Annotated in this window: 24 protein-coding genes; 4 read left to right on the forward strand and 20 right to left on the reverse strand. The window is 69.4% G+C overall.

What is annotated here, in order from left to right; all coding sequences use genetic code 11:
• Positions 1-17 precede the first annotated feature (17 nt).
• Positions 18-620 carry a hypothetical protein gene (locus tag LHU95_RS03540; protein WP_248710003.1) on the reverse strand — a complete coding sequence of 201 codons (603 nt, stop codon included), beginning with the start codon at positions 618-620 and terminating at the stop codon, positions 18-20.
• Positions 621-710: 90 nt separating this feature from the next.
• The gene (locus tag LHU95_RS03545; RefSeq protein ID WP_248710004.1) at positions 711-1,682 is read right to left on the reverse strand and encodes a tripartite tricarboxylate transporter substrate binding protein; all 972 of its coding nucleotides are present in this window, start codon (positions 1,680-1,682) and stop codon (positions 711-713) included.
• Positions 1,683-1,871: 189 nt separating this feature from the next.
• Between LHU95_RS03545 and LHU95_RS03550 the strand changes: the two genes are divergently transcribed.
• The 3 genes from LHU95_RS03550 to LHU95_RS03560 are packed head-to-tail and all read left to right on the forward strand — an operon-like array spanning position 1,872 to position 4,749.
• Positions 1,872-3,047 (forward strand): M20 family metallopeptidase, encoded by a 1,176-nt coding sequence (locus tag LHU95_RS03550; protein WP_248710005.1) that lies wholly within the window; start codon positions 1,872-1,874, stop codon positions 3,045-3,047.
• Positions 3,044-3,811, forward strand: coding sequence for a creatininase family protein (locus tag LHU95_RS03555; protein WP_248710006.1), 768 nt, complete (start codon positions 3,044-3,046; stop codon positions 3,809-3,811). The genes LHU95_RS03550 and LHU95_RS03555 overlap by 4 nt, the downstream gene beginning before the upstream one ends.
• Complete coding sequence (locus LHU95_RS03560) at positions 3,808-4,749, forward strand: 2-dehydropantoate 2-reductase (protein WP_248710007.1); 942 nt, start codon at positions 3,808-3,810, stop codon at positions 4,747-4,749. The genes LHU95_RS03555 and LHU95_RS03560 overlap by 4 nt, the downstream gene beginning before the upstream one ends.
• A gap of 90 nt (positions 4,750-4,839) precedes the next feature.
• On the opposite strand, the gene LHU95_RS03565 is transcribed toward LHU95_RS03560, so the two are convergent.
• From LHU95_RS03565 to LHU95_RS03585, 5 genes are all read right to left on the reverse strand, one after another.
• Entirely contained in the window at positions 4,840-5,826 is a 987-nt protein-coding gene (locus LHU95_RS03565; protein WP_248710008.1) for a tripartite tricarboxylate transporter substrate-binding protein, read from the reverse strand.
• 64 nt (positions 5,827-5,890) lie between these two features.
• Positions 5,891-6,985, reverse strand: a complete 1,095-nt coding sequence (locus LHU95_RS03570; RefSeq protein ID WP_248710009.1) for a hypothetical protein — start codon at positions 6,983-6,985, stop codon at positions 5,891-5,893.
• A 168-nt stretch (positions 6,986-7,153) separates the two neighbouring features.
• Positions 7,154-7,486: an AzlD domain-containing protein gene (locus LHU95_RS03575; RefSeq protein WP_248710010.1), complete on the reverse strand. Its 333-nt coding sequence runs from the start codon at positions 7,484-7,486 to the stop codon at positions 7,154-7,156.
• The gene (locus LHU95_RS03580) at positions 7,473-8,150 is read right to left on the reverse strand and encodes an AzlC family ABC transporter permease (RefSeq protein ID WP_248710011.1); all 678 of its coding nucleotides are present in this window, start codon (positions 8,148-8,150) and stop codon (positions 7,473-7,475) included. Before LHU95_RS03580 ends, LHU95_RS03575 begins: the two co-directional genes overlap by 14 nt.
• Before the next feature lie 166 nt (positions 8,151-8,316).
• Positions 8,317-8,973, reverse strand: coding sequence for a glycosyltransferase (locus tag LHU95_RS03585; protein ID WP_248710012.1), 657 nt, complete (start codon positions 8,971-8,973; stop codon positions 8,317-8,319).
• An 88-nt stretch (positions 8,974-9,061) separates the two neighbouring features.
• Between LHU95_RS03585 and LHU95_RS03590 the strand changes: the two genes are divergently transcribed.
• A complete protein-coding gene (locus LHU95_RS03590; protein WP_248710013.1) occupies positions 9,062-10,186 on the forward strand; it encodes a PA0069 family radical SAM protein in 1,125 nt (374 codons plus the stop codon).
• On the opposite strand, the gene LHU95_RS03595 is transcribed toward LHU95_RS03590, so the two are convergent.
• The 13 genes from LHU95_RS03595 to LHU95_RS03655 all read right to left on the reverse strand — a co-directional run bounded on the left by LHU95_RS03595 (position 10,146) and on the right by LHU95_RS03655 (position 23,740).
• Entirely contained in the window at positions 10,146-11,036 is an 891-nt protein-coding gene (locus LHU95_RS03595) for an RNA methyltransferase (RefSeq protein WP_248710014.1), read from the reverse strand. The two genes, LHU95_RS03590 and LHU95_RS03595, sit on opposite strands and share 41 nt — an antisense overlap.
• Complete coding sequence (locus LHU95_RS03600; protein ID WP_248710015.1) at positions 11,033-11,416, reverse strand: DUF305 domain-containing protein; 384 nt, start codon at positions 11,414-11,416, stop codon at positions 11,033-11,035. Before LHU95_RS03600 ends, LHU95_RS03595 begins: the two co-directional genes overlap by 4 nt.
• 52 nt (positions 11,417-11,468) lie before the next feature.
• Complete coding sequence (gene cysS / locus LHU95_RS03605) at positions 11,469-12,896, reverse strand: cysteine--tRNA ligase (RefSeq protein ID WP_248710016.1); 1,428 nt, start codon at positions 12,894-12,896, stop codon at positions 11,469-11,471.
• Positions 12,897-13,015: 119 nt separating this feature from the next.
• Complete coding sequence (locus LHU95_RS03610) at positions 13,016-14,350, reverse strand: glutamate--tRNA ligase (RefSeq protein ID WP_248711493.1); 1,335 nt, start codon at positions 14,348-14,350, stop codon at positions 13,016-13,018.
• The gene (locus tag LHU95_RS03615) at positions 14,347-14,757 is read right to left on the reverse strand and encodes a hypothetical protein (protein WP_248710017.1); all 411 of its coding nucleotides are present in this window, start codon (positions 14,755-14,757) and stop codon (positions 14,347-14,349) included. The genes LHU95_RS03610 and LHU95_RS03615 overlap by 4 nt, the downstream gene beginning before the upstream one ends.
• Positions 14,754-16,418: an NAD+ synthase gene (locus LHU95_RS03620; protein ID WP_248710018.1), complete on the reverse strand. Its 1,665-nt coding sequence runs from the start codon at positions 16,416-16,418 to the stop codon at positions 14,754-14,756. The genes LHU95_RS03615 and LHU95_RS03620 overlap by 4 nt, the downstream gene beginning before the upstream one ends.
• 122 nt (positions 16,419-16,540) lie before the next feature.
• A complete protein-coding gene (locus LHU95_RS03625; protein ID WP_248710019.1) occupies positions 16,541-17,419 on the reverse strand; it encodes a DMT family transporter in 879 nt (292 codons plus the stop codon).
• A 103-nt stretch (positions 17,420-17,522) separates the two neighbouring features.
• Complete coding sequence (locus tag LHU95_RS03630) at positions 17,523-18,677, reverse strand: nicotinate phosphoribosyltransferase (protein WP_248710020.1); 1,155 nt, start codon at positions 18,675-18,677, stop codon at positions 17,523-17,525.
• Positions 18,674-20,068 carry a class II 3-deoxy-7-phosphoheptulonate synthase gene (locus LHU95_RS03635; RefSeq protein ID WP_248710021.1) on the reverse strand — a complete coding sequence of 465 codons (1,395 nt, stop codon included), beginning with the start codon at positions 20,066-20,068 and terminating at the stop codon, positions 18,674-18,676. Before LHU95_RS03635 ends, LHU95_RS03630 begins: the two co-directional genes overlap by 4 nt.
• 141 nt (positions 20,069-20,209) lie before the next feature.
• Entirely contained in the window at positions 20,210-21,586 is a 1,377-nt protein-coding gene (gorA, locus tag LHU95_RS03640; RefSeq protein WP_248710022.1) for a glutathione-disulfide reductase, read from the reverse strand.
• 93 nt (positions 21,587-21,679) lie between these two features.
• The gene (locus LHU95_RS03645; RefSeq protein ID WP_349292662.1) at positions 21,680-22,120 is read right to left on the reverse strand and encodes a MaoC family dehydratase; all 441 of its coding nucleotides are present in this window, start codon (positions 22,118-22,120) and stop codon (positions 21,680-21,682) included.
• Between the two features lie 23 nt (positions 22,121-22,143).
• The gene (locus tag LHU95_RS03650) at positions 22,144-23,097 is read right to left on the reverse strand and encodes a class I SAM-dependent methyltransferase (protein WP_248710024.1); all 954 of its coding nucleotides are present in this window, start codon (positions 23,095-23,097) and stop codon (positions 22,144-22,146) included.
• 238 nt (positions 23,098-23,335) lie between these two features.
• Positions 23,336-23,740, reverse strand: a complete 405-nt coding sequence (locus tag LHU95_RS03655; protein WP_248710025.1) for a VOC family protein — start codon at positions 23,738-23,740, stop codon at positions 23,336-23,338.
• Between the last annotated feature and the right edge of the window lie 24 nt (positions 23,741-23,764).

Here is a 23,764-nt window from a genome sequence, read left to right on the forward strand (position 1 = left end):
TGTTCCCTATCCCGTTCTTAGCTCTGCGGCCACAGATTCACGCGGATATCCAATTCGTAGATGAAGACCCACCAGCACAGCACCAGCAGGAAGACCAGCAGGCCGGCGACGCCCTTCTTGGTGTGGGTATGCTCGGCCGCGCAGCTCACCAGGATGACGGCGGTGAGGGCGGCGAAGAAGCCACCCTTTTCCAGGATCAGGCCGAACAGCGCGACCGAGGCGGAAATGATCGCGAGCAGCTTCCAGCCGGAGGAGATGGCCATGGCCAGGAAGCCCACCGTGATCCCGAAGCCGACGGCATTGTAGGTCTGGCCGAAGAAGCTCCAGAGCAGGGGCGAGAACTTCCACCCCAGCGTGCCGACCGCGATGCCCAGCACCAGCGCTCCGGCATCCAGGCCCGTCCACTTCTCCAGCGGATCAGGGCCGCTGAACAGGCTGAAGAAGATCACCAGCGCCGCGAGGCCGCCCTGGATATAGAAGACCATCAAAGGCATGTAGCCCGGGCCCATGCGCCGTGCCGTGCCAAGGTTATGATCCTGGTTCAGGTAGATGCCGATAAGCGCCACCAGCAACAGAAAGATACCTGAGGCCAGGTCCTTCGCGTTGATCTTCACCTGCATAAAGCCGAACTCCCCATCGTCGTGCCGGACCTTCCGGCATTTCGAACAAACTGCCAAGCACCAAGCGCGCCTGGGATCAAATCTTACGAATCAGTCAGGTTGCGCGCCACTTTCGCGAACCAGCGCCGCCCAGCCCGTGACCTCGCTCGCGACGAAAGCGGCATACTCCTCGGGCGAGAATTCGCCCGGCGTGCCGCCGATTTCGGCGAAGCGCGCGCGTGTTTCCGGCATCGCAAGAATGGCCCGAACCTCGCGTGAGAGGCGCTCAACCACGGGTTGCGGCATGCGGGCCGGCCCCGACAACCCGAACCAGGAGCTGGTCACGAGGTCGTAGCCCTGCTCGCGCAGGGTGGGCACATCGGGGAAGGAGGGGTGCCGCTCGGCGCTGCTCATCGCCACGGCGCGCACGCTGCCCTGGCGGATATGCGAGGCGGCGGAGGGCAGGCTGTCGCTCATCAGCGGCACCTGGCCGCCGATCACCGCCGTCATCGCCGGGCCTGCGCCACGGAAGGGAATGTGGTTGATCTCGCGCCCCAGGATCTGGCCCATGCGCACGATCAGCAGGTGGTTGGAACTGCCCGCGCCGCTGCTGGCCATGTCGAGGCCGCGCGGCGTGCTGCGATGGATGCGCGCGAAATCCGCCATGGTGACGATGCCCGAGCGCGGGTTGGCGACGAACACCGAGGGGTTGAGCGTGAGCAGCGCGACATGACTGAAATCCCGCACGGCGTCATAGCGCACATTGGGATAAAGTGCTGGCGAGATGCCATGGCTCGCGATGTTCGAAAGCACGAGCGTATGGCCATCGGGGGCCGCCTGGGCCGCCATCAGGCTGCCCACCGTGGCGCCGGCGCCGGGCCGGTTCTCGATGATGATGGGCTGGCCCAGGCGCTCCTGCAGCGGCCCGGCGACCAGGCGCGCGATGAGGTCTGTCGTGCCGCCCGGGGCGAAGGGGACGATCAGCCGGATCGGCTGGGACGGCCAGCCCTGCGCGCGCGCCGCGCGGGGCTGCACCGAAGCGGGCAGCACAGACGCCGCGGCCATGAGCGCGTGGCGGCGCATCAGCTTTCCGGACATCCTGCACCCCCGCTCATTTCTGGCCCGATCATTTGTGGCTTGATCAAGGCGCTTTCTGGGCGGGGCTATCGCACGCGGCCCTGGCCATCGCAAGCGCCACGACTGGACATGCCCCGGGGCGAGGGGGAGGATGCTGCGACGCACCAGACGCGGCACAGCAGCAACGAGGCCAGCATGCTCACCAATGATCCAGAGACCCGCATTCGCGAACAGGCCGCGGCCCTGGAGCCCCGCCTGATCGAATTGCGGCGCGACATCCACAGCCATCCCGAACTCGCCTTCGAGGAGGTGCGCACCGCCGGCATCGTCGCCGCCGAACTCACCCGCATGGGGATTTCGCATCGCACCGGCGTGGGCCGCACGGGGGTGGTGGGCGTGATCGAGGGGGCGCGGCCCGGGCCGACGCTGGCGCTGCGCGCCGACATGGACGCGCTGCCCATCCATGAGGAAACCGGCCAGCCCTTCGCGAGCAAGCTGGACGGCAAGATGCATGCCTGCGGGCATGACATCCACACGGTCACGCTGCTGGGTGCGGCCGAAATACTGAACGGCCTGCGCGAGAATCTCGCCGGCCGCATCGTGCTGATCTTCCAGCCGGCCGAGGAGGTGCTGGAAGGGGCACCCGCCATGATCGCCGATGGCGCCGCCGATGGCGTGGACATGGCGATCGGCTTCCACAACCACCCGAATGAGCCGGTGGGCACCTTCGGTTTCGTGCGCGGGCCTTCGCTCGCCGCCTCGGACCGCTTCGACATCATCCTGCGCGGCAAGTCGGGCCATGCGGCGCACCCTTACGCGGCGGTGGACCCGATTGTGGGTGCGGCGCATATCATCACGCAATTGCAGACGGTGGTGAGCCGCGAGCAGAAGCCGCTGCATCCCTGCGTGGTCACCGTCGGCATGTTCCAGGCCGGCACGACCTACAACATCATCCCCGAGCGCGTGCATCTGAAGGGCACCGTGCGCACCCTGCACGCCGAAGCGCGGGACGTGGCGGAAAACGCGATCCGCCGGCTGGTGGAACACACCGCCGCCGCGATGCGCATGGAGGCCACCATCACCTATCGCCGCATGGTGGCGAGCCTGGTGAATGACGACCGCGTGCTTGAACCCGCCATCGCCAGCGTGCGCGCGCATTTCGGCGAGGTGGTGCATGAGGGCCAGCCCTCCATGGGGGCCGAGGATTTTTCCGCCTTCGCCGAGCGAGTGCCGGCCTTCCATCTGGGTGTCGGCGCCGGCGCGCCGGGCCGGGATGACCGGCTGCACAATGCGAATTACCAGCCGGATGAGCGGTGCATCGCCCTCGGCGTGCAGGCGCTGAGCCGCATCGCGGTGGATATGCTGGCGTGAAGATCGCGGAGCTTCCGGCACCCGAAGTCGCGGCCCGCATCGCCGCCGGCCATGCCGTGCTGCTGCCCATGGGCAGCACCGAGACGCATGGCCCCGGCATGCCCATGGGCGACTACATCTTCGCCGAGGAGATCGCGCTGCGCATCGCGCAATCGGCGGGTGATGCGCTGGTGGCGCCACCGCTGCCCTTTGGCGGCGTGGATTTCTTCCGCGGCGTGCCCGGGGGTGTGGCGCTCAGCACGCCTACACTCACGGCGCTGATCACGGAGATCCTGGTGGCGCTGCATGCGGGGGGGGCGAGGCGCATCCTCATCATCAACGGCCATGGCGGGAATATCCCCTCCATCGAGGATGCCCAGCGCGCGCTTCGCCTCACGCAGGGCGCCATCATCCCGGTGCTGCATCTCTGGAAATCCGCCTTCCCCTGGCAGGTGGAGCTGGGGGGTTCGGCCGCGGCACTGGGCCATGGCGGGGATCCGGTGGCCTCGGTGGGGATGCATCTGCGGCCTGAGCTGTGCCTGCCGGAAAACTTTACGCCGCGCGCGGCACCGGAGCCTTTCCTGGGCCTGCCGGTCAGCGGCTTCGGCACCATCCGTGCGGAGGGCGTGGATTTCGGCGTGCCCATCGAATTGCCGGAAATCGCGCCCGGCGGCGTGCAGGCGGCGGACCCCTCCGGCGCCAACCGCGAACTCGGCGCGCGCATCGTGGCGCGCCACGTCGCCGCTGCCACCGCCTTGCTCATCGCCATGAAGGCCACGCCATGAAGATCACGGTATTCGGAACCGGCGCCATTGGCAGCCATGTCGCGGCCCGGTTGGCGCAGGCTGGCCGTGCCGAGGTCAGCGTCATCGCGCGCGGCCCGCAGCTGGACGCGATCCGCGCGCGCGGCATCACGGTGCAGGCCCCCGATGGCGATTTCCAGGTGCGCCCGCGCGCCGAGCAGGATGCCGCCGCCCTCGGCCCGCAGGATGCCGTGATCGTCACCGTGAAGGCCCCCGCCCTGACCAGCGTGGCCGAGGCCATCACGCCGCTGCTGGGCCCCGAGACGCCGGTGGTGTTCGTCATCAACGGCATTCCCTGGTGGTGGGGCGAAAATCTCACCACGCTCGATCCCGGCGGCGTGGTGCGTGGTCGCGTCGGCCTGCGCCGCACGATCGGCGGCGTGGTGTGGTCCGCATGCACGGTGACGGAGCCAGGCGTGGTGAAGGTGCAAAGTGCGACCAGCCGCGTCATCTTCGGCGAGCTGGACAACAGCCTGAGCCCGCGCATCCAGGCGATCGCCGCCGCCCTGGACGGGCCGGGCATGGGCGGTGTCGCCACCACTGACATCCGCACGGCGATCTGGACCAAGCTGCTCAACAACCTGACCAACGGCCCGATCTGTCTGCTCACGCGGCGGGACATGACGACCACCTTCACGGACCCCGCGATCCTCGCCGCCGCCAAGGCCGTGATGCATGAGGGGCTGGCGATCGCGGCCGCACTGGGCCACGCGGTGCCGGGGGACCCGGAGGCGCAGATCCTGCGCTCCATCGGCATCGCGCATAAGCCGTCCATCCTGCAGGATCTGGAGGCGGGGCGGACGCTGGAATTCGAGGCGCTGCTGAGCGTGCCGCTGCAATTGGCGCGGGAGGCGGGGGTGGCGACGCCAATGCTCGAACTGCTGGTGGCGCTGGCCCGGCAGGGTTCCTTCGCGGCATAGCGCCGGCCGCCCCGGCCGCGCGGCGATCGCGGGACAAGCCGCGAGACTGCTTCCTGGGTTGCGTCCTGGATTGCTCCCTGGGGGCGGCGCTCAGCTTTCCGCGCGGATGTTGTTGGCGCGCACCACCTCGCCCCAGCGCGCGTCATCCTGCGCCATCATGCGGCCCATGCCCGCGGCCGTGCCGCCGCCGGGTTCATCGCCGCGGCTGGTCATGCGCTCCCGCGTCGCCGGGTCGGCCAGGGCCTGGTTCAACGCGGCGTTGAGGCGGGTGACGATTTCAGGCGGCGTGCCGCGCGGGGCGAAGATGCCGATCCAGGCGTAGAAGGCGAAATCCCGCAGGCCCTGCTGCTCGGCCGTGGCGATGTCGGGGAAGGCGGGGCTGCGGGCCTCGCCCGTCACCAGGATGCCGCGCAGCTGGTCGGCCCGCAGGAAGGGTGCTGCGGCCGATACGCCGTCGAACATCAGGCTGAAGCGGCCGGCGATGAAATCCGCCATGGCGGCCGCCGAACCGCGATAGGGCACATGCGTCATCTTGGGCTGGCCCAGGCGCTCGCGGAGCAACTCCATGGCGATATGCGTCAGGCTGCCGGCGTTGGTCGAGCCATACTGGATCGAACCCTGTGGCTGGGCCGCGATCCAGGCGCGCAGCCCCGCCAGGTCCCGGACATGCATCGAGGGGTGGGCGCACAGGACCAGGGAGGAGCGCAGCGCGAGGCCGATCGCCACCAGCTCCCGCGGGTCGATCATCATGCCGTCCATGGTGTGTGGATTGATCGTCATGGATGAGCTGTTGCCGGCCAGGATGGTGTAACCATCGGGGCGGGAGCGCAGCACGGCCTCGGTCCCGAGATTGCCGCCGGCACCGCCGCGATTGTCGATCACGACCGCCACGCCCAGCGCGTTCTGCAGGCCGGGCAGGATGGCACGGGCTGCGAAATCCGTCTGCCCGCCGGGTGGGAAGCCCACGATCATCGTCACGGGCCGGGTGGGATTCCAGATGCCCTGGGCGCGCACCCAGGGGCCAGGGAGCACCCCGCCCGCCAGGGCGAGGCCGCTGCGACGTGTCAGCGCATCCATGCGTTGTCTCTCCCGGCTGACCCGAATGTAACGCCGCTTCGTTCACGCCGCCAAGGGAGCGGGCTCAGCGCGGCGGCTGGGCGGCCCGGGCTTCGGTCAATTCCCGCTGGGCGGTTTGCAGGGCGGTGCGCAATTGCGCGGCCGCGGCCTCGGCCGCCGTGATCCGGGCCTGGAGGGCGCTGCGTTCCGTCGCGGCGGTGGCGCTGGCCTGGGCGGCGGCGGCCTCGGCGGCCGTGATGCGCGCCTGGAGGGCGGTGCGCTCCGTCGCGGCGGCGGCCGTGGCCTGGGCGGTTGCGGCTTCGGCCGCCGTGATGCGGGCCTCAAGCGCCGTCCGCTGGGTGGCGGCGGCGGCTTCGGCGGCGGCGACGCGCGCCTCCAGCGCGGTGCGCTGGGCCGTCATCGCCTGGGCGGCGGCGGCGATCCGTTGGTCACGCTGGCCGATTTCGGCGGTGGCGGTGGCGATGGCCTGGGCCAGGGCGGCCTGGGCCTGGGCCGTGGCGCCCTCCGCCGTGCGCAGGCGCGTTTCCAGCAGGGCGATGGCAGCCACGCGCTGGTCGAGCTCGGCGCGCATCGCCGCACCCTCGAAGCGGGCGAGATCCACATCGGTGCGCAGCGCCTGCGCCTCGGCCTCGCTGTTGGCCTGCAGGGCAGCGAGGGCGGCCTGGGCGGCGGCCAGCTGCTGGCGCGCCGCTTCGGCACGGGCCGGGGCCGTGGCGGCCAGGCTGCCCGGGGCCGAGCTCAGCGCCTCGGCCACCAGCTGGCAGCTGCGCAGCTGGCGTTCGCCCAGGAAGATTCCGCCAGCCAGGTCAAAGCGACGATCCGAGGTGGCGGGGCCGGCGAAGCGGATGCTCCAGCGTTCGCCGCCGCGGTTGCGGTCCACCACCGCCGTCATCTGGCCGCCCTCGATGCGGGCGCTGAAGCGGCTGGTGTCATCCTGGCCCTGCGCGGTCCGGCCGCTGCGGGTGCGGGTCACCGCATTCTGCGCGATGGGGGCGATGAAGCGCTCGGTGAAGGCGGGTTGCGCGCCGTTGGCGGAGCAGCTCATCGCGAATTGCCAGTTGCCGTCATACTCCACGGCCTGGGCGGGCGCCGCGAGAAGCAGGAACAACCCGGTCGCGAGCTGGGCGGAGCGAGCCGCCATCAAGGGGGTGCTGGGCATGGGCGGCGAGCCTCCGTGGTGTTTGCTAGGGGTCTTGGCTGGGGGGGTCTGGGCTGGTGGGGTGCAATGTGACGGCGCAGAGAAGCAGGGATTTTCCCGGCTCACAATCTGGCAATTTTGCCCGGGGCTGCTGGCCTGGGCGGTCAAGCGGCGCCGTTTTGGGCGGGTTCAGGGCCTGGCGCCCCCGGTCCAGGCAGCCACCAGCAGCGTCAGGGCCAGGCCGGCCAGCAGCGGCTGCAAAAGACCGCCGCGCCAGGTGAGCATGGCGATGGCCGCGCAAAGCCCCGCGATTCGCGCCGCGGCGGGGATGCTGGCCAACCCCCCGCCGGGCGCCAGGATCGCCAGGGCGATGAAGGCGGCCAGCGTGGCCAGGGCCACCGACGCCGCCCAGCGGATCAGGGGGTGATCGGGGCGCAGCCGCCCGGCCACCAGCAGCCCCGCGCCCCGCAGGCCGATGCAGGCGAGGATCAGCAGCAGCAACGCGAGTTCAGCGCCGCCCACGCCATTCCCCCCACAGGAAAGCGAGCGTGCCGCCGAGCAGCCCCGCCCCCAGCAAGGCCCAGGCGGCCGGCAGGAACAAGGCCAGCGGCGCCGCGCACACCCCGCCGAGCACGGCCCGCCGCGCCGGCGCCGAACGCATCTCACCCGCGAGGATCAGGGCGAAATAGAGCGGGTTCACAAAGAGCAGCGCCGCCAGCACGCCGCCCTGCAGCAGCGGCGCCACGGCATGGCCCAGGATGGTGGCGCAGCCTGCCACCAGCCAGGAGGTCAGCCCGAAGCCCATGAACCACGCGAGCCGCGATCCGGGCGGGAGCAGGGGCAGGCGGCGCATCGCCATGGCCCAGGGCGTCACCGCGATGAAGGGCAGCGCCCACCAGCGCCGCGGCCCCGCCCCCAGCCAGGGCGAGAGCGCCACCGCCATGGGCAGGAAGCGCGCATTGGCCGTGACGGCGCCCAGTACCGAGGGCAAGGCTCCGCCCGGCGTGCCGATGGCGGCCACCAGCACCATCTGGCCCGGCATGCCATAGACCAGAAGCGCCGCGGCCAGGGCCCAGCCAAGGCCCAGCCCGGCCGTCTGCACCGCGGCGCCGAAGGCCAGGAAGGTGGCCGACATGGCCAGCGCGGGCGCGCCCAACGCCTCCCCGCAGGCGGTGCGGAACATCATGGGCGGAGCCTAGGGCATTCGCTGGTCAGGCGGAATCGGCCGAGCGCAGAAAGATGCGCGAAACGCCATCGGCAGGAGCTTGCGCCGGGAGGGTTCTTGCGCGGAGCCGGTGGCGGCGCGACAGCCACGCCATTCATGCCGGCCGGCTGCGCCGCGCTTCATCATGTCAGCCAGGTGCCGGGCGCCTGCCGCGCTGGTAGAATCGCGCCAGGCGCTCGGGCGGGACGCCGGCGAAATACAGGCCCAGCGTCAGCAGGTTGCGGGCCGAGCGCGCCCGCCAGCCATCGCGGCGCCAGCGCTCGGCCGAGGTGATGGCCGCGGCCGGCATGGCGGCAAGCCGGGCGCGGCCGATGCGGCGGATGAGGTCCACATCCTCCATCAGCGGCATCGGCCGAAAGCCGCCCAGCGCGTCGTAGAGCGCGCTGGAGATCAGCAACCCCTGGTCGCCATAGGGCAGGGCAAGCCAGCGGCAGCGCCAGGCGACCGCCCGCTCCAGCCGCCGCGCCTGGGGCGAGGGATCATCCAGGGCGAAGCGGAAGTAATGCGCGCGGCCGGGATCGCCGAGGGCGGCGGCCACGGCCTCGGCCCAGCCCTCCCCGAGGCGCGTATCGGCATGCAGAAACAACAGCCAGGCGCCCTGGGCCATGGCCGCGCCCGCCGCCAGCTGGGCGCCGCGCCCGCGCGGAGCCAGCACCACGCGCGGGCCGAGGCCCCCCACCGCATCCGCGCTGCCGCCATCGGCCAGCAGGACCTCCCCCACGCCTTTGAGCTGCGCGAGCAGGGGTGGCAGGAGATGCGCCGCGTTCCAGGTCGGAATCACCACCGAGACGGCTGCAAGTTTCCCTTTTTGTTCTTGACAGGAGGAATTCAATTCCGCACCTTCCAGATGAGAACATTAAGGGAACTTAGCCATGCCCGATGGTGGCGGATATTCCTCGGTCCAGAAAGCCTTGCCGCAAGCCCTGCAGGCGGGGTTGCAGCGCGGCCGGGGAGCTGTCTCCAACCACACGCCCCGCTTCGAGCGGGCGGTGGTGGAAGCCTTCGATGATGGCTGGGCGAGCCTGACCGAGGATATGCCAAGCCTGCGCACCACGCTGACGCGTGAGGCGGCGAAATCCGCGCTGACCTATAATGACAGCCCGGATCTCGGCTTTGATCGCTCGATCAACCCCTATCGCGGCTGTGAGCATGGCTGCGTCTATTGCTATGCCCGGCCAAGCCACGCCTATCTCGGCCTCTCGCCCGGGCTGGATTTCGAAACCCGGCTGATGTTCAAGCCTGACCTGCCTGAGATCCTGGCGCGTGAGCTCTCCCGCCCCGGCTATCTGGTGAAGCCCGTCGCCCTCGGCTCCAACACGGACCCCTATCAGCCGGTGGAGCGCACCGAGGGCCTGACGCGCCGCGTGCTGGAGGTGCTGGAGCGTTTCGCCCATCCGGTCACCATCGTCACCAAATCCGCGGGCGTGCTGCGCGATGCGGATATCCTGGCGCGTATGGCACAGCGCAACCTGGTGCGGGTCTGCCTGTCGATCACCACGCTCGATGCCAAGCTGGCCCGCGCGATGGAGCCGCGCGCGGCGAGCCCGCTGCGGCGGCTGGAGGCGGTGCGCGCCCTCTCGGCCCAGGGGATTCCGGTGGCGGTGCTGGCCGCCCCCATGATCCCGGGCATCAATGACACGGAGCTGGAGCGCATCCTGGAGGCCAGCGCCCGGGCGGGGGCGACCAGCGCGGGCTATGTGCTGCTGCGCCTTCCGCTGGAGCTGCGGCAGATCTTCGAGGAATGGCTGACGGTGCATTATCCGGAACGCGCCGCGCGCGTGCTGGCGCTGGTGCGGCAGACGCGCGGCGGCAAGCTCTATGATGCGCGTTTCGGCCAGCGCCAGAAGGGCGAGGGCCCCTATGCGGAGCTGCTGGCCCAGCGCTTCGCCCTGGCGATCCGCCGCCTGGGCCTGGACCGCCGCGAAGGCGGCACCTCCCGCCTGGATTGCAGCCAGTTCAATCCGCGCGCGGATTCCCGCCAGCTGGAGCTTTTGTAGCGGTTTCCAACGGCGAGGCTGCATCGCCTGGGGTGGCCTCTGGCGCTGGTTCGGGGGCAGCGCCCCCGATCTCGGGCCGCCCCCGCCGCATGCGGCCCAGCGACAACTCCGCCACCACGCCATGCAGCGTGCGGACCTCCTGCTCGGTGATCTCGCCGCGCTCGAACCAGTGGCGCAGGTTGCGGACCATGCCTTCGCGCTTGGGCGCGTTGCGCAGAAAGCCGCAGGCATCCAGCTCGCTGACCAGATGGCCCATGAAATTCTCCAGGCTGCCCTTGGTCGCCACCTCGGTCTTGTGGGTCTGGAAGGCGCGCGGTGGCGTGGCATCGGCATGCACCCACCATTCATAGGCCAGCACCATGACCGCCTGGGCCAGGTTCAGCGAGCTGAATTCCGGATTGAGCGGATAGCGGATCAGCGTATCGGCCCGCGCCAGATCCTCGGCCTCCAGCCCCGCGCGCTCCGGGCCGAACAGCACGGCGACACGCATGCCACGCCCATTGATGGCGCGCAGTTCGGCGGCACCCGCGCGCGCGGTCATCACCGGGATGATGACATGGCGCGGGCGGGGGCAGGTGGCCAGCACGCGGTGGCAATCGGCCAGCGCCGCATCCACCGTGTCAAAGACCCGCGCCGCATCGAGGATGCGGTCCGCGCCCGAGGCCGCGGCCCAGGCGCGCGGATGCGGCCAGGTGTCACGCGGGGCGACGAGGCGCAGATGGAACAGCCCGCCATTGGCCATGGCGCGGGCGGTGGTGCCGATATTCTCGGCCAGCTGCGGGCGCACCAGCACCACGATGGGCGTCTCGCCCTCGGGGGCGACGAGCGGGGCGGCGCCCTCCTCCCTCATCTGGGGAGGCGCGCGAGCATGGCGCGCATCTGCGCGATCTCGGCCTGCTGGGCGGTGATGATCCCCTCCGCCAGGCGCTTCACCTCGGGGTCGGTGCCGTGACGGAGGACGATGCGGGCCATTTCGATGGCGCCCTCATGGTGCGGAATCATCCCGGCGACGAAATCGCGATCGGCATTGCCGCTGTAGCGGATCTCCATGGCGCGGTGCATGGCGGCGTTGGCGGCGCGGAACTCGCGGGTGCTGGCGGGTTCGCCGCGCGCGGCAGGGGGGGCATGCCCCGCGCCGTGTCCGGCATGGGGCGATTGCGCGAGGGCGGTGCCGGCCAAGGGGGCGGAAGATGCGGCGGTGGCGGCGATCAGGGCGGTGCGGCGGTTCATCGTGTGTCTCCCGTGTGAAGGGAACAGGTTCCGCCTTGCCATAAGGTGAGGGTCAAGCGCGCTTCCAGGTGGTGCCGGCGGCGCTGTCCTCCAGCACCACGCCCTGGGCCAGCAACTCGCCGCGAATGCGGTCCGCCTCGGCCCAGTTCTTCGCGGTACGGGCGGCGAGGCGGGCGGCGATGGCGGCTTCGATCGCGCTTGAATCGTCGCCGCCCTGCAGCCAGGCGCGCGGGTCGCCCTGCGCCAGGCCGAGCACGGCGGCCGCCTCGCGGAAGGCGGCGGCGGCCTGCCCCGGGATGGGCGCCCAGGACTTGCCGATGCGCGCCAGCACGGATGCGGCGGAACCGCCGACCGTGGCGCTGTTCTCCAGCGTGCGCAGATCCCGCAGGCGGGTCAGCGCCAGCGCCGTGTTCAGGTCATCGGCCAGTGGCTCCAGCGCCCATTCGGCCATTTCGGTGATGAGGGCGGCCTCGCTGACGGCCGGCGCGCGGCCCAGCATCGCGTAGCTGTCATCCAGTTCGGCCTTGGCCTCCTCCAGCTGGGCTTGGGTGTAGTCCAGCGCCGCGCGGTAATGCGTGCGCAGCAGCAGCATGCGGAACGCCTCGCCCACCCAGGGGCCCTGGGCCAGGATGTCCCGCAGCGTGAAGAAATTGCCGAGGCTTTTCGACATCTTCTCGCCATCCACCAGCAGCATGCCGTTATGCAGCCAAGTATGCGCCATGAAGGGCACGCCGAAGGCGGCGCGGGTCTGCGCCACCTCATTCTCGTGATGCGGAAACAGCAGGTCGGCGCCGCCGCCATGGATGTCGAATTGCTCGCCCAGGTGGCGCCAGGACATGGCCGAGCATTCGATGTGCCAGCCCGGCCGGCCGCGGCCCCAGGGGGACTCCCAGCCTGGCGTCTCGGCATCGCTCGGCTTCCAGAGCACGAAATCGCCGGCGTCCCGCTTGTAGGGCGCCACATCAATCCGCGCGCCGGCCAGCAGCTCATCCTGGTTGCGGCCGGAGAGCTTGCCGTAATCGGCGAAGCTGCCGACGCTGAACAGAACATGGCCTTCCGCCGCATAGGCGTGGCCATTGGCGATCAGCTTTTCGGTCAGCGCGATCATCTCGGCGATGTGGCCGGTCGCGGTCGGCTCCACGTCGGGGGGCAGGCAGTTCAGCGCGGCCATGTCGGCGTGGAAATCGGCCGTAGTGCGGCCGGTGATGGCGCTGATCGGCTCGCCGGATTCCCGGGCGCGGGCGTTGATCTTGTCATCCACGTCGGTGATGTTCCGCGCATAGGTCACGCGCGGATAAATCCGCCGCAGCAGCCGCGCCAGCACGTCGAACACCACGACGGGCCGCGCATTGCCCAGATGCGCCAGGTCATAGACCGTGGGGCCGCAGACATAGAGGCGCACATGCCCGGGATCGAGCGGCGCGAAGGCTTCCTCGCGGCGCGTCAGGCTGTTGTGGAAACGGAGGGCAGGCTGGGTCATTGGGATGGTCCGTCGGGCCAAGAGTAAGGGAGCGCGGCCCGGAAGGGGCGCGCTGGGCCGTCAGCAACAGGGGCAGGACTTGACCATGCCAGGGTTATAGGCGGGCCGGCCGGCGCGCTTCAAGCCCGCAGGCGGTTCAGCGCCTTTTCGCGGCCGATCAGCGGCAGCAGCGTCTTGAGATCGGGCCCGTGATCCTCGCCGGTCAAGGCCAGGCGCAGCGGCATGAATAGCGCCTTGCCCTTGCGGCCCGTGGCGGCCTTCAGCGCATCGGTCCAGGCGGGCCAGGTGGTGGCGTCATAGGGCTCGGCCGGCAGGAGGTTGATGGCGCTGGCCAGGAATTCCGCCTGGTCCGGCTGCTCGACGGGCGCGATATGGCCATGCACCACATCCCACCAATGCTTCACCTCGGGCATCAGGTCCAGATTGTCGCGCACGGCTTCCCAGAAGGCGGCATCCGCCCCCTCGGGGAGATGCGGCTTCGCATCCTCGAAGGCCATGCCGTGCAGGAATTTCCGGTTCAGCGCCAGCATCTGCCGCGGATCGAAGCGCGGCGAGGAATGCGAGACGCTCATCAGGTCAAAGCTCGGCAGCAGGTCGCGCGGCGTGCCGGGAAAAGGATCATGCGAGGTGCCGAGGGCCGCCAGATAGCCGGTGATGGAAGCGGCCTCCACGCCATCGCGCCGCAGCTGGCGGAGCGAGAGCGAGCCGATGCGCTTCGACAGCGGCCCGCCATCCGCATCGGTCAGCAGCGGCAGATGCGCGAAATGCAGCGCCTCCATCTTGCCGCCCAGGGCGCGCCAGATATCGAGCTGGACGCCCGTGTTGGTCACGTGATCCTCGCCACGCACCACATGGGTGACGCCGGTTTCCAGATCATCCACGACGGAGGTGAAGGTATAGAGCGGCGAGCCATCGGCCCGCACCAGCACCGGGTCACTGATGGCCGAAAGCTTCACCGAACGCGGGCCCAGCACGCCATCTACCCAATCCACGCTGCCCCCCCCGGAAGCCGCGAGCTTGAAGCGCCAATAGGGCTGCTTCCCGTTCTCCAGCGCGCGGGCATACTGCTCCTCGGTCATTTTCAGCGCCGCACGGTCATAAAGCGGCGGGCGGCCCTGCTTGAGGCGGAGTTCGCGCTTATAGGCCAGCTCCTCCTCGCTTTCGAAGCAGGGGTAGAGATGGCCGCTTTTCTTCAGGCGTTCGGCGGCGGCGGCATAGGCGGGCAGGCGGTCGGACTGGCGGAACATGCTGTCCCATTCGAGGCCGAGCCAGCGCAGATCCTCCTCGATCGCGGTGACGTATTCGACCTTGCTGCGGCCAGTATCCGTGTCATCCAGCCGCAGGACGAGCTCGCCGCCGGATTTGCGGGCAAACAGCCAATTGGCCAGCGCGATGCGCGCATTGCCGACATGGAGGTGCCCCGTGGGCGAGGGCGCGAAGCGGAGTTTCATCAGGCTTCTTCCTCGCCATCCATGTCATCATCATCATCCTCGTCATCCACGAGGCGCCGCGGATCGAGGATGCGCCAGTTGCGATCCTCCGCATCGCGCGGGGCGCCGGCGGCGAAGGTCGCCAGCTCGGTGCCGCTGGTCCAGGCCGCCCCCTGGGCGTCATCGGCGACGCCCGCGACCACGGCATCCTCGCCGAAGGCGAACCAGGCCTTGGTCACATCGGCCGGCTTGCCGCCGCGCGGGCGGCAGATTTCCACGCTGTCCCGGACATAGCGCCGGGCAAAGGCATTGGCATGAGCGACCGAGGTGAAGCCGCGCACCACCTCGATCGGCTCCGTCCCATTGGCGCCGGAGAGGTCCATGATGCGCACTTCCAGGCCCTCGGGGGCGGCCAGCAGGTCCTTGCTCACGAAATCAGCCCCGTGAAGCCATTGGTGATGGGGTAGCGGCGGTCCCGGCCGAAGGCGCGGCTGCCGATCTTCACGCCGGGCGGGGCCTGGCGGCGCTTGTATTCGGCGCGGTCCAGCATGCGCCAGACGCGCAGGATCAGCGCGCGCTCAAAGCCCTCGGCCACCAGGTCATCCACGCTGAGTTCGCGCTCGACCAGCCCGTTCAGGATGGCGTCGAGCACCTCATAGGGTGGCAGCGTGTCCTGGTCCTTCTGGTCGGGCTTCAGCTCGGCGCTGGGCGGCTTGGTGATCACGCGCTCGGGCATGGCGGGGCCATCGGGGCCGCGTGCCGCCTGCGGCGTGTTCTCGTTCCGCCAGCGGCAGACTGCGAAGACATCCGTCTTGTAGACATCCTTCAGCACCGAATACCCGCCGCACATGTCGCCATAGATGGTGGCGTAGCCGGTGCTCATCTCGCTCTTGTTGCCGGTGGTCAGCAGCATGTCACCGAATTTGTTGGACAGCGCCATCAGCGTCACGCCGCGGATGCGCGATTGCAGATTTTCCTCGGTCGTGTCGGGCGCGCGATTGCCGAAGGCGGGGGCCAGCATCGCCTCATAGGCGGCCATGGCCGGGCCGATGGGGATGGTGTCGTAATGGATGCCCAGCAGCCGCGCGCATTCGGCCGCATCCTCCAGGCTGTCCTGGCTCGTATAGGGCGAGGGCATCATCACCGCGCGCACCCGCTCCGGGCCCAGCGCATCGGCGGCGACGGCGGCCGAGATCGCCGAATCAATGCCGCCCGAAAGCCCCAGCACGATGCCGGGGAAGCCGTTCTTTTCCACATAGTCGCGCAGGCCCAGCATCATCGCGTGATAGATCTGCGCGGGGCGGCTGAGCGGCCTGGCCAGCGGCTGCGGCGCGCAGCGCCAGACATCGCCGGCGCGCTCCCAATCGGTGATGACCAGCGCCTCGGCGAAGCTCGGCGCGCGAATGGCAAGGCTGCGATCGGCGTTCAGCACGAAGCTCGCCCCATCGAACACCAGCTCGTCCTGGCCGCAATTCTGGTTGAGGAAGACGAAGGGCAGGCCGGTTTCCACCACGCGCGAAACCGCAAGGTCAATGCGGGCTTCGGCCTTCTCCAGCTCGAAGGGGGAGCCGTTGATGGAGAGCAGGATTTCCGCGCCGCTTTCGCTCAGCGTCTCGGAGACGGCGGGGAACCACCAATCCTCGCAGATCATCAGGCCCAGGCGCGTCCCACGGAACACCACGGGGCCGGGCGCGGGGCCGGCGTCAAACACGCGCTTGTCGTCGAACACGCCGTAATTGGGCAATTCATGCTTGGCGCGGCGCGCGGTGATCTTGCCGCCATCGAGCAGAAAGGCCGCGTTGTAGAGTTTTCCTTCGGTCCGCCACGGGCCGCCGATGATCAGGCCGGGTCCACCATCGGCGGTTTCCGCGGCCAGAGCCTCGATCTCGGCATCGCACATGTCGCAAAATGCGGGTTTGAGCACCAGATCCTCGGGCGGGTAGCCGGCGATGCTGAATTCGGGCGTCACCAGCAGATCAGCGCCCGCGGCGGCGGCTTCGGCACGCAGGGCGCGGATTTTGGCGGCATTGGCGCGCAGCTGCCCTTCATGCGGGTTCATCTGCGCGAGGGCGATGCGGAGGCTTTTCGTCATCAGGTGGAAGTAGGCGCGCGGGGCGGCAGGGTCAACGCGGGCGGCGCCTGGCTGGCGCGCCGCGCGTCTTCGCCAAGCTCTCCTCGCGTCCCGCGAGCCAAGCTCTGCTCGCCTCCCGCGCGCTAAGCTTTCCTGGCGTCCCGCGAGGGGGCCACGCCCGCCACCATCCCCAGCGTCACCACCAGCACCCCGGCCCAGCCCATCAGGTCCAGCGTCTCGCCCAGCAGCGGCCAGGCGCCGAGCGCCACCAGGGCCGGCACCACCGCCGTCACGGCCGAGGTCTGCGGCCCGCCCAGCAGCACCACCGCCCGCGTGAACAGAAACCCCGCGACGATGACCGACAGCGTGCCCTGATACAGCGTGTGGAACAGGATCGCCGCCCCCGGCACGGCGCCGATGTTGGAGGGCAGAACGAGCCACCACAGGGGCAGGTAGATGGGGGCCGCCAGCAGCGCGATGGCCAGCGTCACATCCAGCGCCGAGGCACCCCAGCGCCGCACCAGCACCATGTAGATGGCCCAGCTGGCGCAGCCCAGGATGAACAGCAGATCCCCCCGCCAGGCGCCGGGATGGGCCGCGAAGGTATCGCCCGCCAGCAGGCCGATGCCGAGTGCGACCAGCCCGAGCGAGAGAAAGCGCCGCCACCCCCAGGCCTCGCCAAAGGCCCACCACCAGAGTGCCGCGGAAAGGAAGGGCAGCAACCCGGGCAGCAGCACCGCGCCATGCGCGGCGGGGGCGAAGTGAAACCCCCAATACGCGCCGATCGGGAAGATGAAGCCGGCGAGGAGGGTCAGCACCAGCGCGCGGCCCAGCGGAATGCGCGGCGGGCCGCGCCACGCCAGCAGCGGCAGCGCGGCGAGGAAGGCGCCGGTGTAGCGCAGGGCCGCCACATCCCAGGGCGTGAAGGCCTGCGCCTGGGAGAGGCGCGACGTCAGCAGGAAGCCGGCCCAGATCAGCAGCACGCCGATGGCGCAAAGCAGGCCCTGGCTGCGGGCGGTCATGCGCGATGCGGGGCGCCGCCCCGCAAGGACGCCGTGCGGCGGCACAGGAGGCTCCCGGATAAGCGCACGCGAGGCGGCAACGCCGCCCCGCATCCGGCCGCCGTCACGCCGTGTGGCCGTTCCGCCGCCGTCCCTCCTGCCGCAGCAGGAATTCGCGCCCGAGCTTGACGCGCGGCGTGCCGTCATATTCCACGATATCGGCCGTAGCGTAGGTTTCGCTCCAGATATCGGGAATGAAGCTGCCGGTGCCGACCACATCCACCGGCGCATGCGCTTCGTTCATCACGCGGCACTTGCCCACGCTGAAGCCCGAACTCGCGACGATCCGCACCTTGGGAAAACCCGCCGCGTCGAGCGCTTCCCGCACGCGCCAGATGGCCGCCGCCGAGACGCCCGTGCCGACCAGATGGCGCAGCTCGGTGTCGCGCAGATAGCGCCGGATGGCCTGGGGTGCATGGCGCTCCAGCACGGCATAGCTCTCGGCCGGGTCGAGCCCTTCGAGGAAGCGCCCGCCATGCGTGTCCAGCCGGACAGCGAGCCGACCTTCCGCCGCGAGCTCCGGGAAGCGATGGCAGACGGCCAGCGTATCCGTCACCTCCTGGCCGAAATAATCCACCAGCACCGTCAGCCCCTCATCGGGGTAGGTCTCGCGGAACATCTCGGCGGCGCGGAGCGTGGAGCCGGCATAGCCGATCAGCGCATGCGGCATGGTGCCGCGCCCGGCCGCCTCGCCGAACCAATGCGCCGTGCTGTCGGTCGCGGTGCCGACGAAGCCCTTGGCCCCTTCCTTCTGCGCGGCCTGGCTGCCGACCGAGGCGGCGTAGGCCATCATTTCCTGCATCTCGAAGCCGGCGCAGTGCCGCGCCTCCATCGCGAGGAAGGCGGCGCCAGGCAGTTCCAGGCTCATCTGATAGGCGTTATGCGCGGCGACACAGGGCGGGCCGAGCTTTTGCAGATACAGCGTCTCAAGATCGGCCAAGGCAGCGAAGGAGCCGCTGAGATAGAGCAGCGGATCACCCGCGCCGACCCAGGCGCCCTCCGGGTATTTCACCTCGATCTCGAAGGGCGTGCCGCGCTCGGCCGCCACGCGTTCCAGCCATTGCACGGCCAGGCGCGGTGCCGAGATCACCGGGCGGCGCAGGAACACCGCATAGGTCACGTGCACATCGCCGAACTTCTCGACGATGCGGCGCGTGCGGTTGAAATAGCTATCCGTCCGGGCCGTGATTTCGCGGTCCAGTGGGGATTTTTCGCTCACTGGGCGGCCTGGACCAGTCCCCGCTGCAATCCCCCCTCCGGACGCACACGATGCGCCTTCAGTTCCTCGGCGATGAGGAAGGCGAGTTCCAGCGATTGCTCGGCGTTCAGCCGTGGGTCGCAGAAGGTCGCGTAATTCTCGCCCAGGTCGGCGGGGGTGAGTTTCTGCGCGCCCCCGATGCACTCCGTCACGTTGCGGCCGGTCATTTCCACATGCACGCCGCCGGCGAGAGCGCCCTCGGCCGACATGACGTCGAAGAAGCCCTTCACCTCATCCAGGATGGCGTCGAAATTGCGCGTCTTGTAGCCGCCCTGCGTGGTGGTGTTGCCGTGCATCGGGTCGCTCAGCCAGACCACCTTGCGCCCGGCTTGGGTCACGGCGCGCACCAGGGGTGCGAGCTTGGTCTCCACCTTGTCCGCCCCCATGCGCGAGATGAGCGTCAGCCGCCCCGGCTCGTTCTTCGGGTTCAGGATTTCGGTCAGGCGCAGCAATTCACCCGCATCCATGCTGGGTCCGACCTTCATGCCGATGGGGTTCGCCACCCCGCGCAGGAATTCCACATGCGCGCCATCGGGCTGACGCGTGCGGTCGCCGATCCAGAGGAAATGGGCGGAGCAGGCATAGGTGCGCAGATGCGTGCTGCTCTCGCGCGTCAGCGCTTCCTCATAGGGCAGCAGCAGCGATTCATGGCTGGTGTAGAAGGCCGTCTCGCGGATTTGCGGGGCGTTGTCGCTGTTCATGCCGCAGGCGGCCATGAAGCTGAGGGTTTCATCAATCCGCGCGGCCAGCCCCTCATATTGCTTGGAGAGCGGGCTGCGGGCGACGAAATCCAGGTTCCAGCGATGCACCTGGTGCAGATCGGCGAAGCCGCCCGTCGCGAAGGCGCGCAGCAGGTTCAGCGTCGCGGCCGATTGCAGATAGGCGAATTCCATCCGCGCGGGGTCCGGGATCCGGGCCTCGGGCGTGAAATCGGCGCCGTTGATGATGTCCCCGCGATAGGAGGGCAGCGTCACATCGCCGATCTTCTCCACATCGCTGCTGCGCGGCTTGGCGAATTGCCCGGCCATGCGGCCGAGCTTCACCACCGGCATGCCGGCGCCGAAGGTCAGCACCACGGCCATCTGCAGCAGCACCTTGAAAGTGTCGCGGATGTTGTCGGCGCGGAAATCCGCGAAGCTTTCGGCGCAATCGCCCCCCTGGAGGACAAAGGCCCGGCCTTCGGAAGCTTCGGCGAGTGCCGCCTTCAATCGCTCGCACTCGCCTGCAAAAACCAGTGGCGGAAAGCTCGCAACCTTGGCTTCCATCGCGGCCAACGCCGATGGGTCGAGGTATTCCGGCACCTGGCGAATTGGCATTTGCCGCCAGGAAGAGGGGCGCCAGTCACGCGCCATGGCTGAAAACTCCCAAGAACTGATGTTGGCCCGACCCTAAAACAGGCGGGGCGGAATGGCTACTCAGCCGGCAGGGCTGTGCCCAGGGCATGGAACAGAGGGCGCGGGATAACAGGGCTGCCGCCGGGGCCGGGGCCCCTGTTACTCCGCCGCTTCCTGCATCCCGGCCACGCGGGTGCGCGTCCGCAAGGTCACGAATTCCTCCGCCGCCGTCGGATGGATGCCAATGGTCCGGTCGAAATCCTGCTTCGTCGCGCCCATCACCACCGCGATGCCGATGCCCTGCATGATCTCGGCCGCATCCTCGCCCAGCATATGGGCACCCAGGATGCGCTGGGTTTTCTGGTCCACCACCAGCTTCATCATGCTGCGCCGGCCCTCGCGCTTGCTGAGCGTGTGGCGCATCGGCGTGAAGCGCGTGAGGTAGATATCCACCGGCCCCCGCAGCGCCGCCTCCTCCTCCGAGAGACCCACCGTGCCGATGGGCGGCGAGGTGAAGACCGCTGTCGGCACATTCTCATAGCTCGCCCGGCGGGGGTTGTTGCCATAAAGCGTATCGGCCAGCGCATGGCCGACGGCGGTCGCCATGGGCGTCAGGTTCAGCCGGTCCGTCACATCGCCGATGGCGAAGATGTGCGGGATATTGGTCGCGTGGTCGTCATCCACCGCGATCGCGCCGTTCTTGCCCAGCGTGACCCCCACCTGCTCCAGCCCCAGGCCGGCCGTATTCGGCACGCGGCCGGTGCAGAAGAACACCGCATCCACCTCGCGCATGAAATTGCTGGTGAGCGAGACCATCAGATGATCCTGCATGCGGGTGATGCGGGTGGGCATCACGCCGGAATTCATGCCGATGCCCTGGGCCTTCATCGCCTCGACCACGGCGGTCCGCAAATCGCCATCGAAGCCGCGCAGCGGCAATTCGCCGCGGTAGAAGACATCGACCTCCGCCCCCAGGCCGCGCAGCAGCCCCGCAAATTCCAGGCCGATATAGCCGCCGCCGATCACCGCCACGCGCCGGGGCATCGCCTTCAGCGTGAACAGATCATCCGAGACGAGGCCGAATTCGGCGCCCGGGATCTCCAGCTTGCTGATCCGCCCGCCGGTCGCCACCACGATCCGCTCGGCCGTCACGCGGCTTCCGCCGACATCGAGCGTATGCGCATCGAGGAAGGTGGCGCGCGCATCGAAGCTGGTGACGCCGGCGCCGGTCAGCAGCTTGCCGTAGATGCCGGAAAGCCGCGCCACTTCCGCATCGCGCGCGGCCGCCAGCTTCGCCCAGTCATGGCCGTGATTCTTCAGCTTCCAGCCAAAGGCGGCCGCATCCTCGGCCCATTGGCCATATTCGGCCGCGTTGACCATGATCTTCTTCGGCACGCAGCCGACATTCACGCAGGTGCCGCCCCAGAACCGCTCCTCCGCCACGGCGACGCGGGCGCCATGGCCGGCCGAGATGCGCGCGAGGCGCACGCCGCCGGAGCCGCCGCCGATGACGAAGAGGTCGAAGTCGTAGGGCATCACAGGAAACTCCAAGGGATGAACCCAGGGCTCTGCCCTGGACCCGCTGGGGCCGAGGCCCCAGACCCCGCTAGTTAAGCATTCCGGCGGCAATCACAAAGGGCGGCGCGGGACGACCATGCGGGGGGCGAAGACCTGCACCGCTTCATTCGCCTGGTTCAGCGTGGTGATGCGCACCATGACCGAACCGCGATCGGGGCGTGAGCGGGAGGGGAGCACCTCCAGCACCTCGACCTCGACGCGCAATTCATCGCCCGGGCGGGTTGGGCGCGGCCATTGCAACTCGCCCCCCGCGCCGATGACGCCGCCCTGGATATGGCCGATGGCCTGCACGACCAGGCGCATGGAGAGGGCGGCGGTGTGCCAGCCACTCGCCGCCAGGCCCTGGAACAGCGGATGGGCGGCTGCGGCCACGGCGTCCGTGTGGAAGGGCTGCGGATCATATTGCGCGGCGAAGGCGATGATCTCCGCCGCCGTCACGGTCACGGGGCCGGCGCGGAAGATCTGGCCGGGGGAGAGGTCTTCCAGAAACATCGGCATGCTCCTTGGGTTCGGCCTCAACCCGCCGGGTCGGGCATGACGCTGGCGACGATCAGATGCGCGCGGCCCGTCGTCGGATGCGCGAAGAGGGTGGGCGCCCAGCCGGTCTGCACCATCGCCTGCATGAGAAATTCCAGCTGGAAGCCCAGTTCCATCCAGCCGAGCTGGATGCCGGCGACGGACAAGGCATCGAGGCGCGGCCCCCAAGGGTAGGGCACCGGCCCATAATCGAGGCCCGAGGGCATGATGGGCTCGCCGCAGAGCATCAGCCGGCCGCCGGGATTGAGCCGGCCGCGCAGCTTGCGCAGCAGCTCCAGGAAATCCGGGGCATGGTGGAAGGCCTCGAAGAACAGGATCAGGTCGAAACGCTCACCCTCGAAGCCCTCGCCGAAGACCGTATGCTCGCATTTGACGTCGAGCCCCATGATCTCGGCCTGGCGCATGATGAGCCAGAGATACTCCGCCTCCACATCCACCGCATGGCATTGATAGCCGAGCCGCGCGAGCATCAGCAGGAACTGGCCGCTGCCTGGCCCGTATTCCAGGACGCGCGCGCCCGATGGCGCGCCCACCTGGCGCAGCATGGCGGCATAGGCCTCGCAGAATTCCGACATTTGCAGCGGGTCACGGAAATCATAGGGCGAGAGGCCGGACCACAGGTCACGATCCTGCATGCCATGGCCGATCAACTCGTCGCGAAAGGGCTGGTAGTCGCGGCCGCCGCGCAGCTGGCGCATCAACTCCATCGCGAGGCCGGCATATTCCTCCGACATGGGGTCGAGTGCCCGCATGCGCTCGGCGATGGGCGGGGGCCGCAATTGCAGGCGGCTGATGGCCCGATGCAGATCCGCGGGTGCGAGGTTCTTGTCGGCGCGCAGGGCCGCGATATGGGCCAGCAATTCCTTGACGCTGTCCATCTCGACATAGTCGAACAGCCGTGGCGCCGGCGCGGCCGCGGCTGGCTCCTGCACGGCAGGCTCGGCTGGCGCGGCCTGGGGGGGCGCGGGCTCGGCTGGCGCGGCCTGGGGGGGCGCAGACTCGGGGGGCGCAGTCCGGGCTGGCCTCGCGGTCGTTTTTTGCCAGGGCTGTAGCGCGGGCACCACCGAAGGCGGCGCCGGCCGGACGAGCTTTTTCCAGAAGCCGCTCACGGCTGGCTGCCGCCGCGCGGATGGATGCCGTAGGGCCCTGGCATGTTCACCCCTTGCTCCCTCAATTCGCGGCGGCCTCGGCGAGGGGCGTGCACAATTCCACCAGGGCGCCATCGGGGTCCCGCAGATAGGATACCACCTGCCCCCAGGGCTTTTCCATGGGCGCCAGCACCTCTATGCCGCCTTCAGCCAGGGCGTGCCGATGGGCGGCCGGCACATCCGCCACTTCGAAGGCGATCTCCTCGGCGGGCGGCTTGTGGGCGGGCCTGGTTGGGGTGAAGTCCAGCCCCATGCCGCTGCCCCCCACGAAATCCTCGCGGCAGAAGGCGAGGGCGGTGGCGCCGGTTTCCATGGCGATGAAATCCTCGCCGGCGGCGAAACGCGTGGTGAGGCCGAAGGCCCGGCCATAGAATTGCGCCGTGGCGGCCGCATCGGGCACGTAGCGGATCACCCAGGCGAGTTTCATGCGAATGGCCTCCCAAGAGGGATA

It is taken from the genome of Sediminicoccus sp. KRV36 (assembly GCF_023243115.1).
GTDB lineage: Bacteria > Pseudomonadota > Alphaproteobacteria > Acetobacterales > Acetobacteraceae > Roseococcus.

Excerpts from the sequence above, each read along its gene's own strand:
- LHU95_RS03600 (WP_248710015.1), bottom strand. The coding sequence starts at position 11,416 with ATGAACCGCCGCACCGCCCTGATCGCCGCCACCGCCGCATCTTCCGCC.
- LHU95_RS03545 (WP_248710004.1), bottom strand. The coding sequence starts at position 1,682 with ATGCGCCGCCACGCGCTCATGGCCGCGGCGTCTGTGCTGCCCGCTTCG.
- gorA (WP_248710022.1), bottom strand. The coding sequence starts at position 21,586 with ATGCCCTACGACTTCGACCTCTTCGTCATCGGCGGCGGCTCCGGCGGC.
- LHU95_RS03560 (WP_248710007.1), top strand. The coding sequence starts at position 3,808 with ATGAAGATCACGGTATTCGGAACCGGCGCCATTGGCAGCCATGTCGCG.
- LHU95_RS03550 (WP_248710005.1), top strand. The coding sequence starts at position 1,872 with ATGCTCACCAATGATCCAGAGACCCGCATTCGCGAACAGGCCGCGGCC.
- LHU95_RS03580 (WP_248710011.1), bottom strand. The coding sequence starts at position 8,150 with ATGATGTTCCGCACCGCCTGCGGGGAGGCGTTGGGCGCGCCCGCGCTG.
- LHU95_RS03620 (WP_248710018.1), bottom strand. The coding sequence starts at position 16,418 with ATGACGAAAAGCCTCCGCATCGCCCTCGCGCAGATGAACCCGCATGAA.
- LHU95_RS03645 (WP_349292662.1), bottom strand. The coding sequence starts at position 22,120 with ATGTTTCTGGAAGACCTCTCCCCCGGCCAGATCTTCCGCGCCGGCCCC.
- LHU95_RS03595 (WP_248710014.1), bottom strand. The coding sequence starts at position 11,036 with ATGAGGGAGGAGGGCGCCGCCCCGCTCGTCGCCCCCGAGGGCGAGACG.
- LHU95_RS03625 (WP_248710019.1), bottom strand. The coding sequence starts at position 17,419 with ATGACCGCCCGCAGCCAGGGCCTGCTTTGCGCCATCGGCGTGCTGCTG.
- LHU95_RS03655 (WP_248710025.1), bottom strand. The coding sequence starts at position 23,740 with ATGAAACTCGCCTGGGTGATCCGCTACGTGCCCGATGCGGCCGCCACG.
- LHU95_RS03540 (WP_248710003.1), bottom strand. The coding sequence starts at position 620 with ATGCAGGTGAAGATCAACGCGAAGGACCTGGCCTCAGGTATCTTTCTG.
- LHU95_RS03565 (WP_248710008.1), bottom strand. The coding sequence starts at position 5,826 with ATGGATGCGCTGACACGTCGCAGCGGCCTCGCCCTGGCGGGCGGGGTG.
- LHU95_RS03590 (WP_248710013.1), top strand. The coding sequence starts at position 9,062 with ATGCCCGATGGTGGCGGATATTCCTCGGTCCAGAAAGCCTTGCCGCAA.
- LHU95_RS03570 (WP_248710009.1), bottom strand. The coding sequence starts at position 6,985 with ATGCCCAGCACCCCCTTGATGGCGGCTCGCTCCGCCCAGCTCGCGACC.
- LHU95_RS03635 (WP_248710021.1), bottom strand. The coding sequence starts at position 20,068 with ATGGCGCGTGACTGGCGCCCCTCTTCCTGGCGGCAAATGCCAATTCGC.
- cysS (WP_248710016.1), bottom strand. The coding sequence starts at position 12,896 with ATGACCCAGCCTGCCCTCCGTTTCCACAACAGCCTGACGCGCCGCGAG.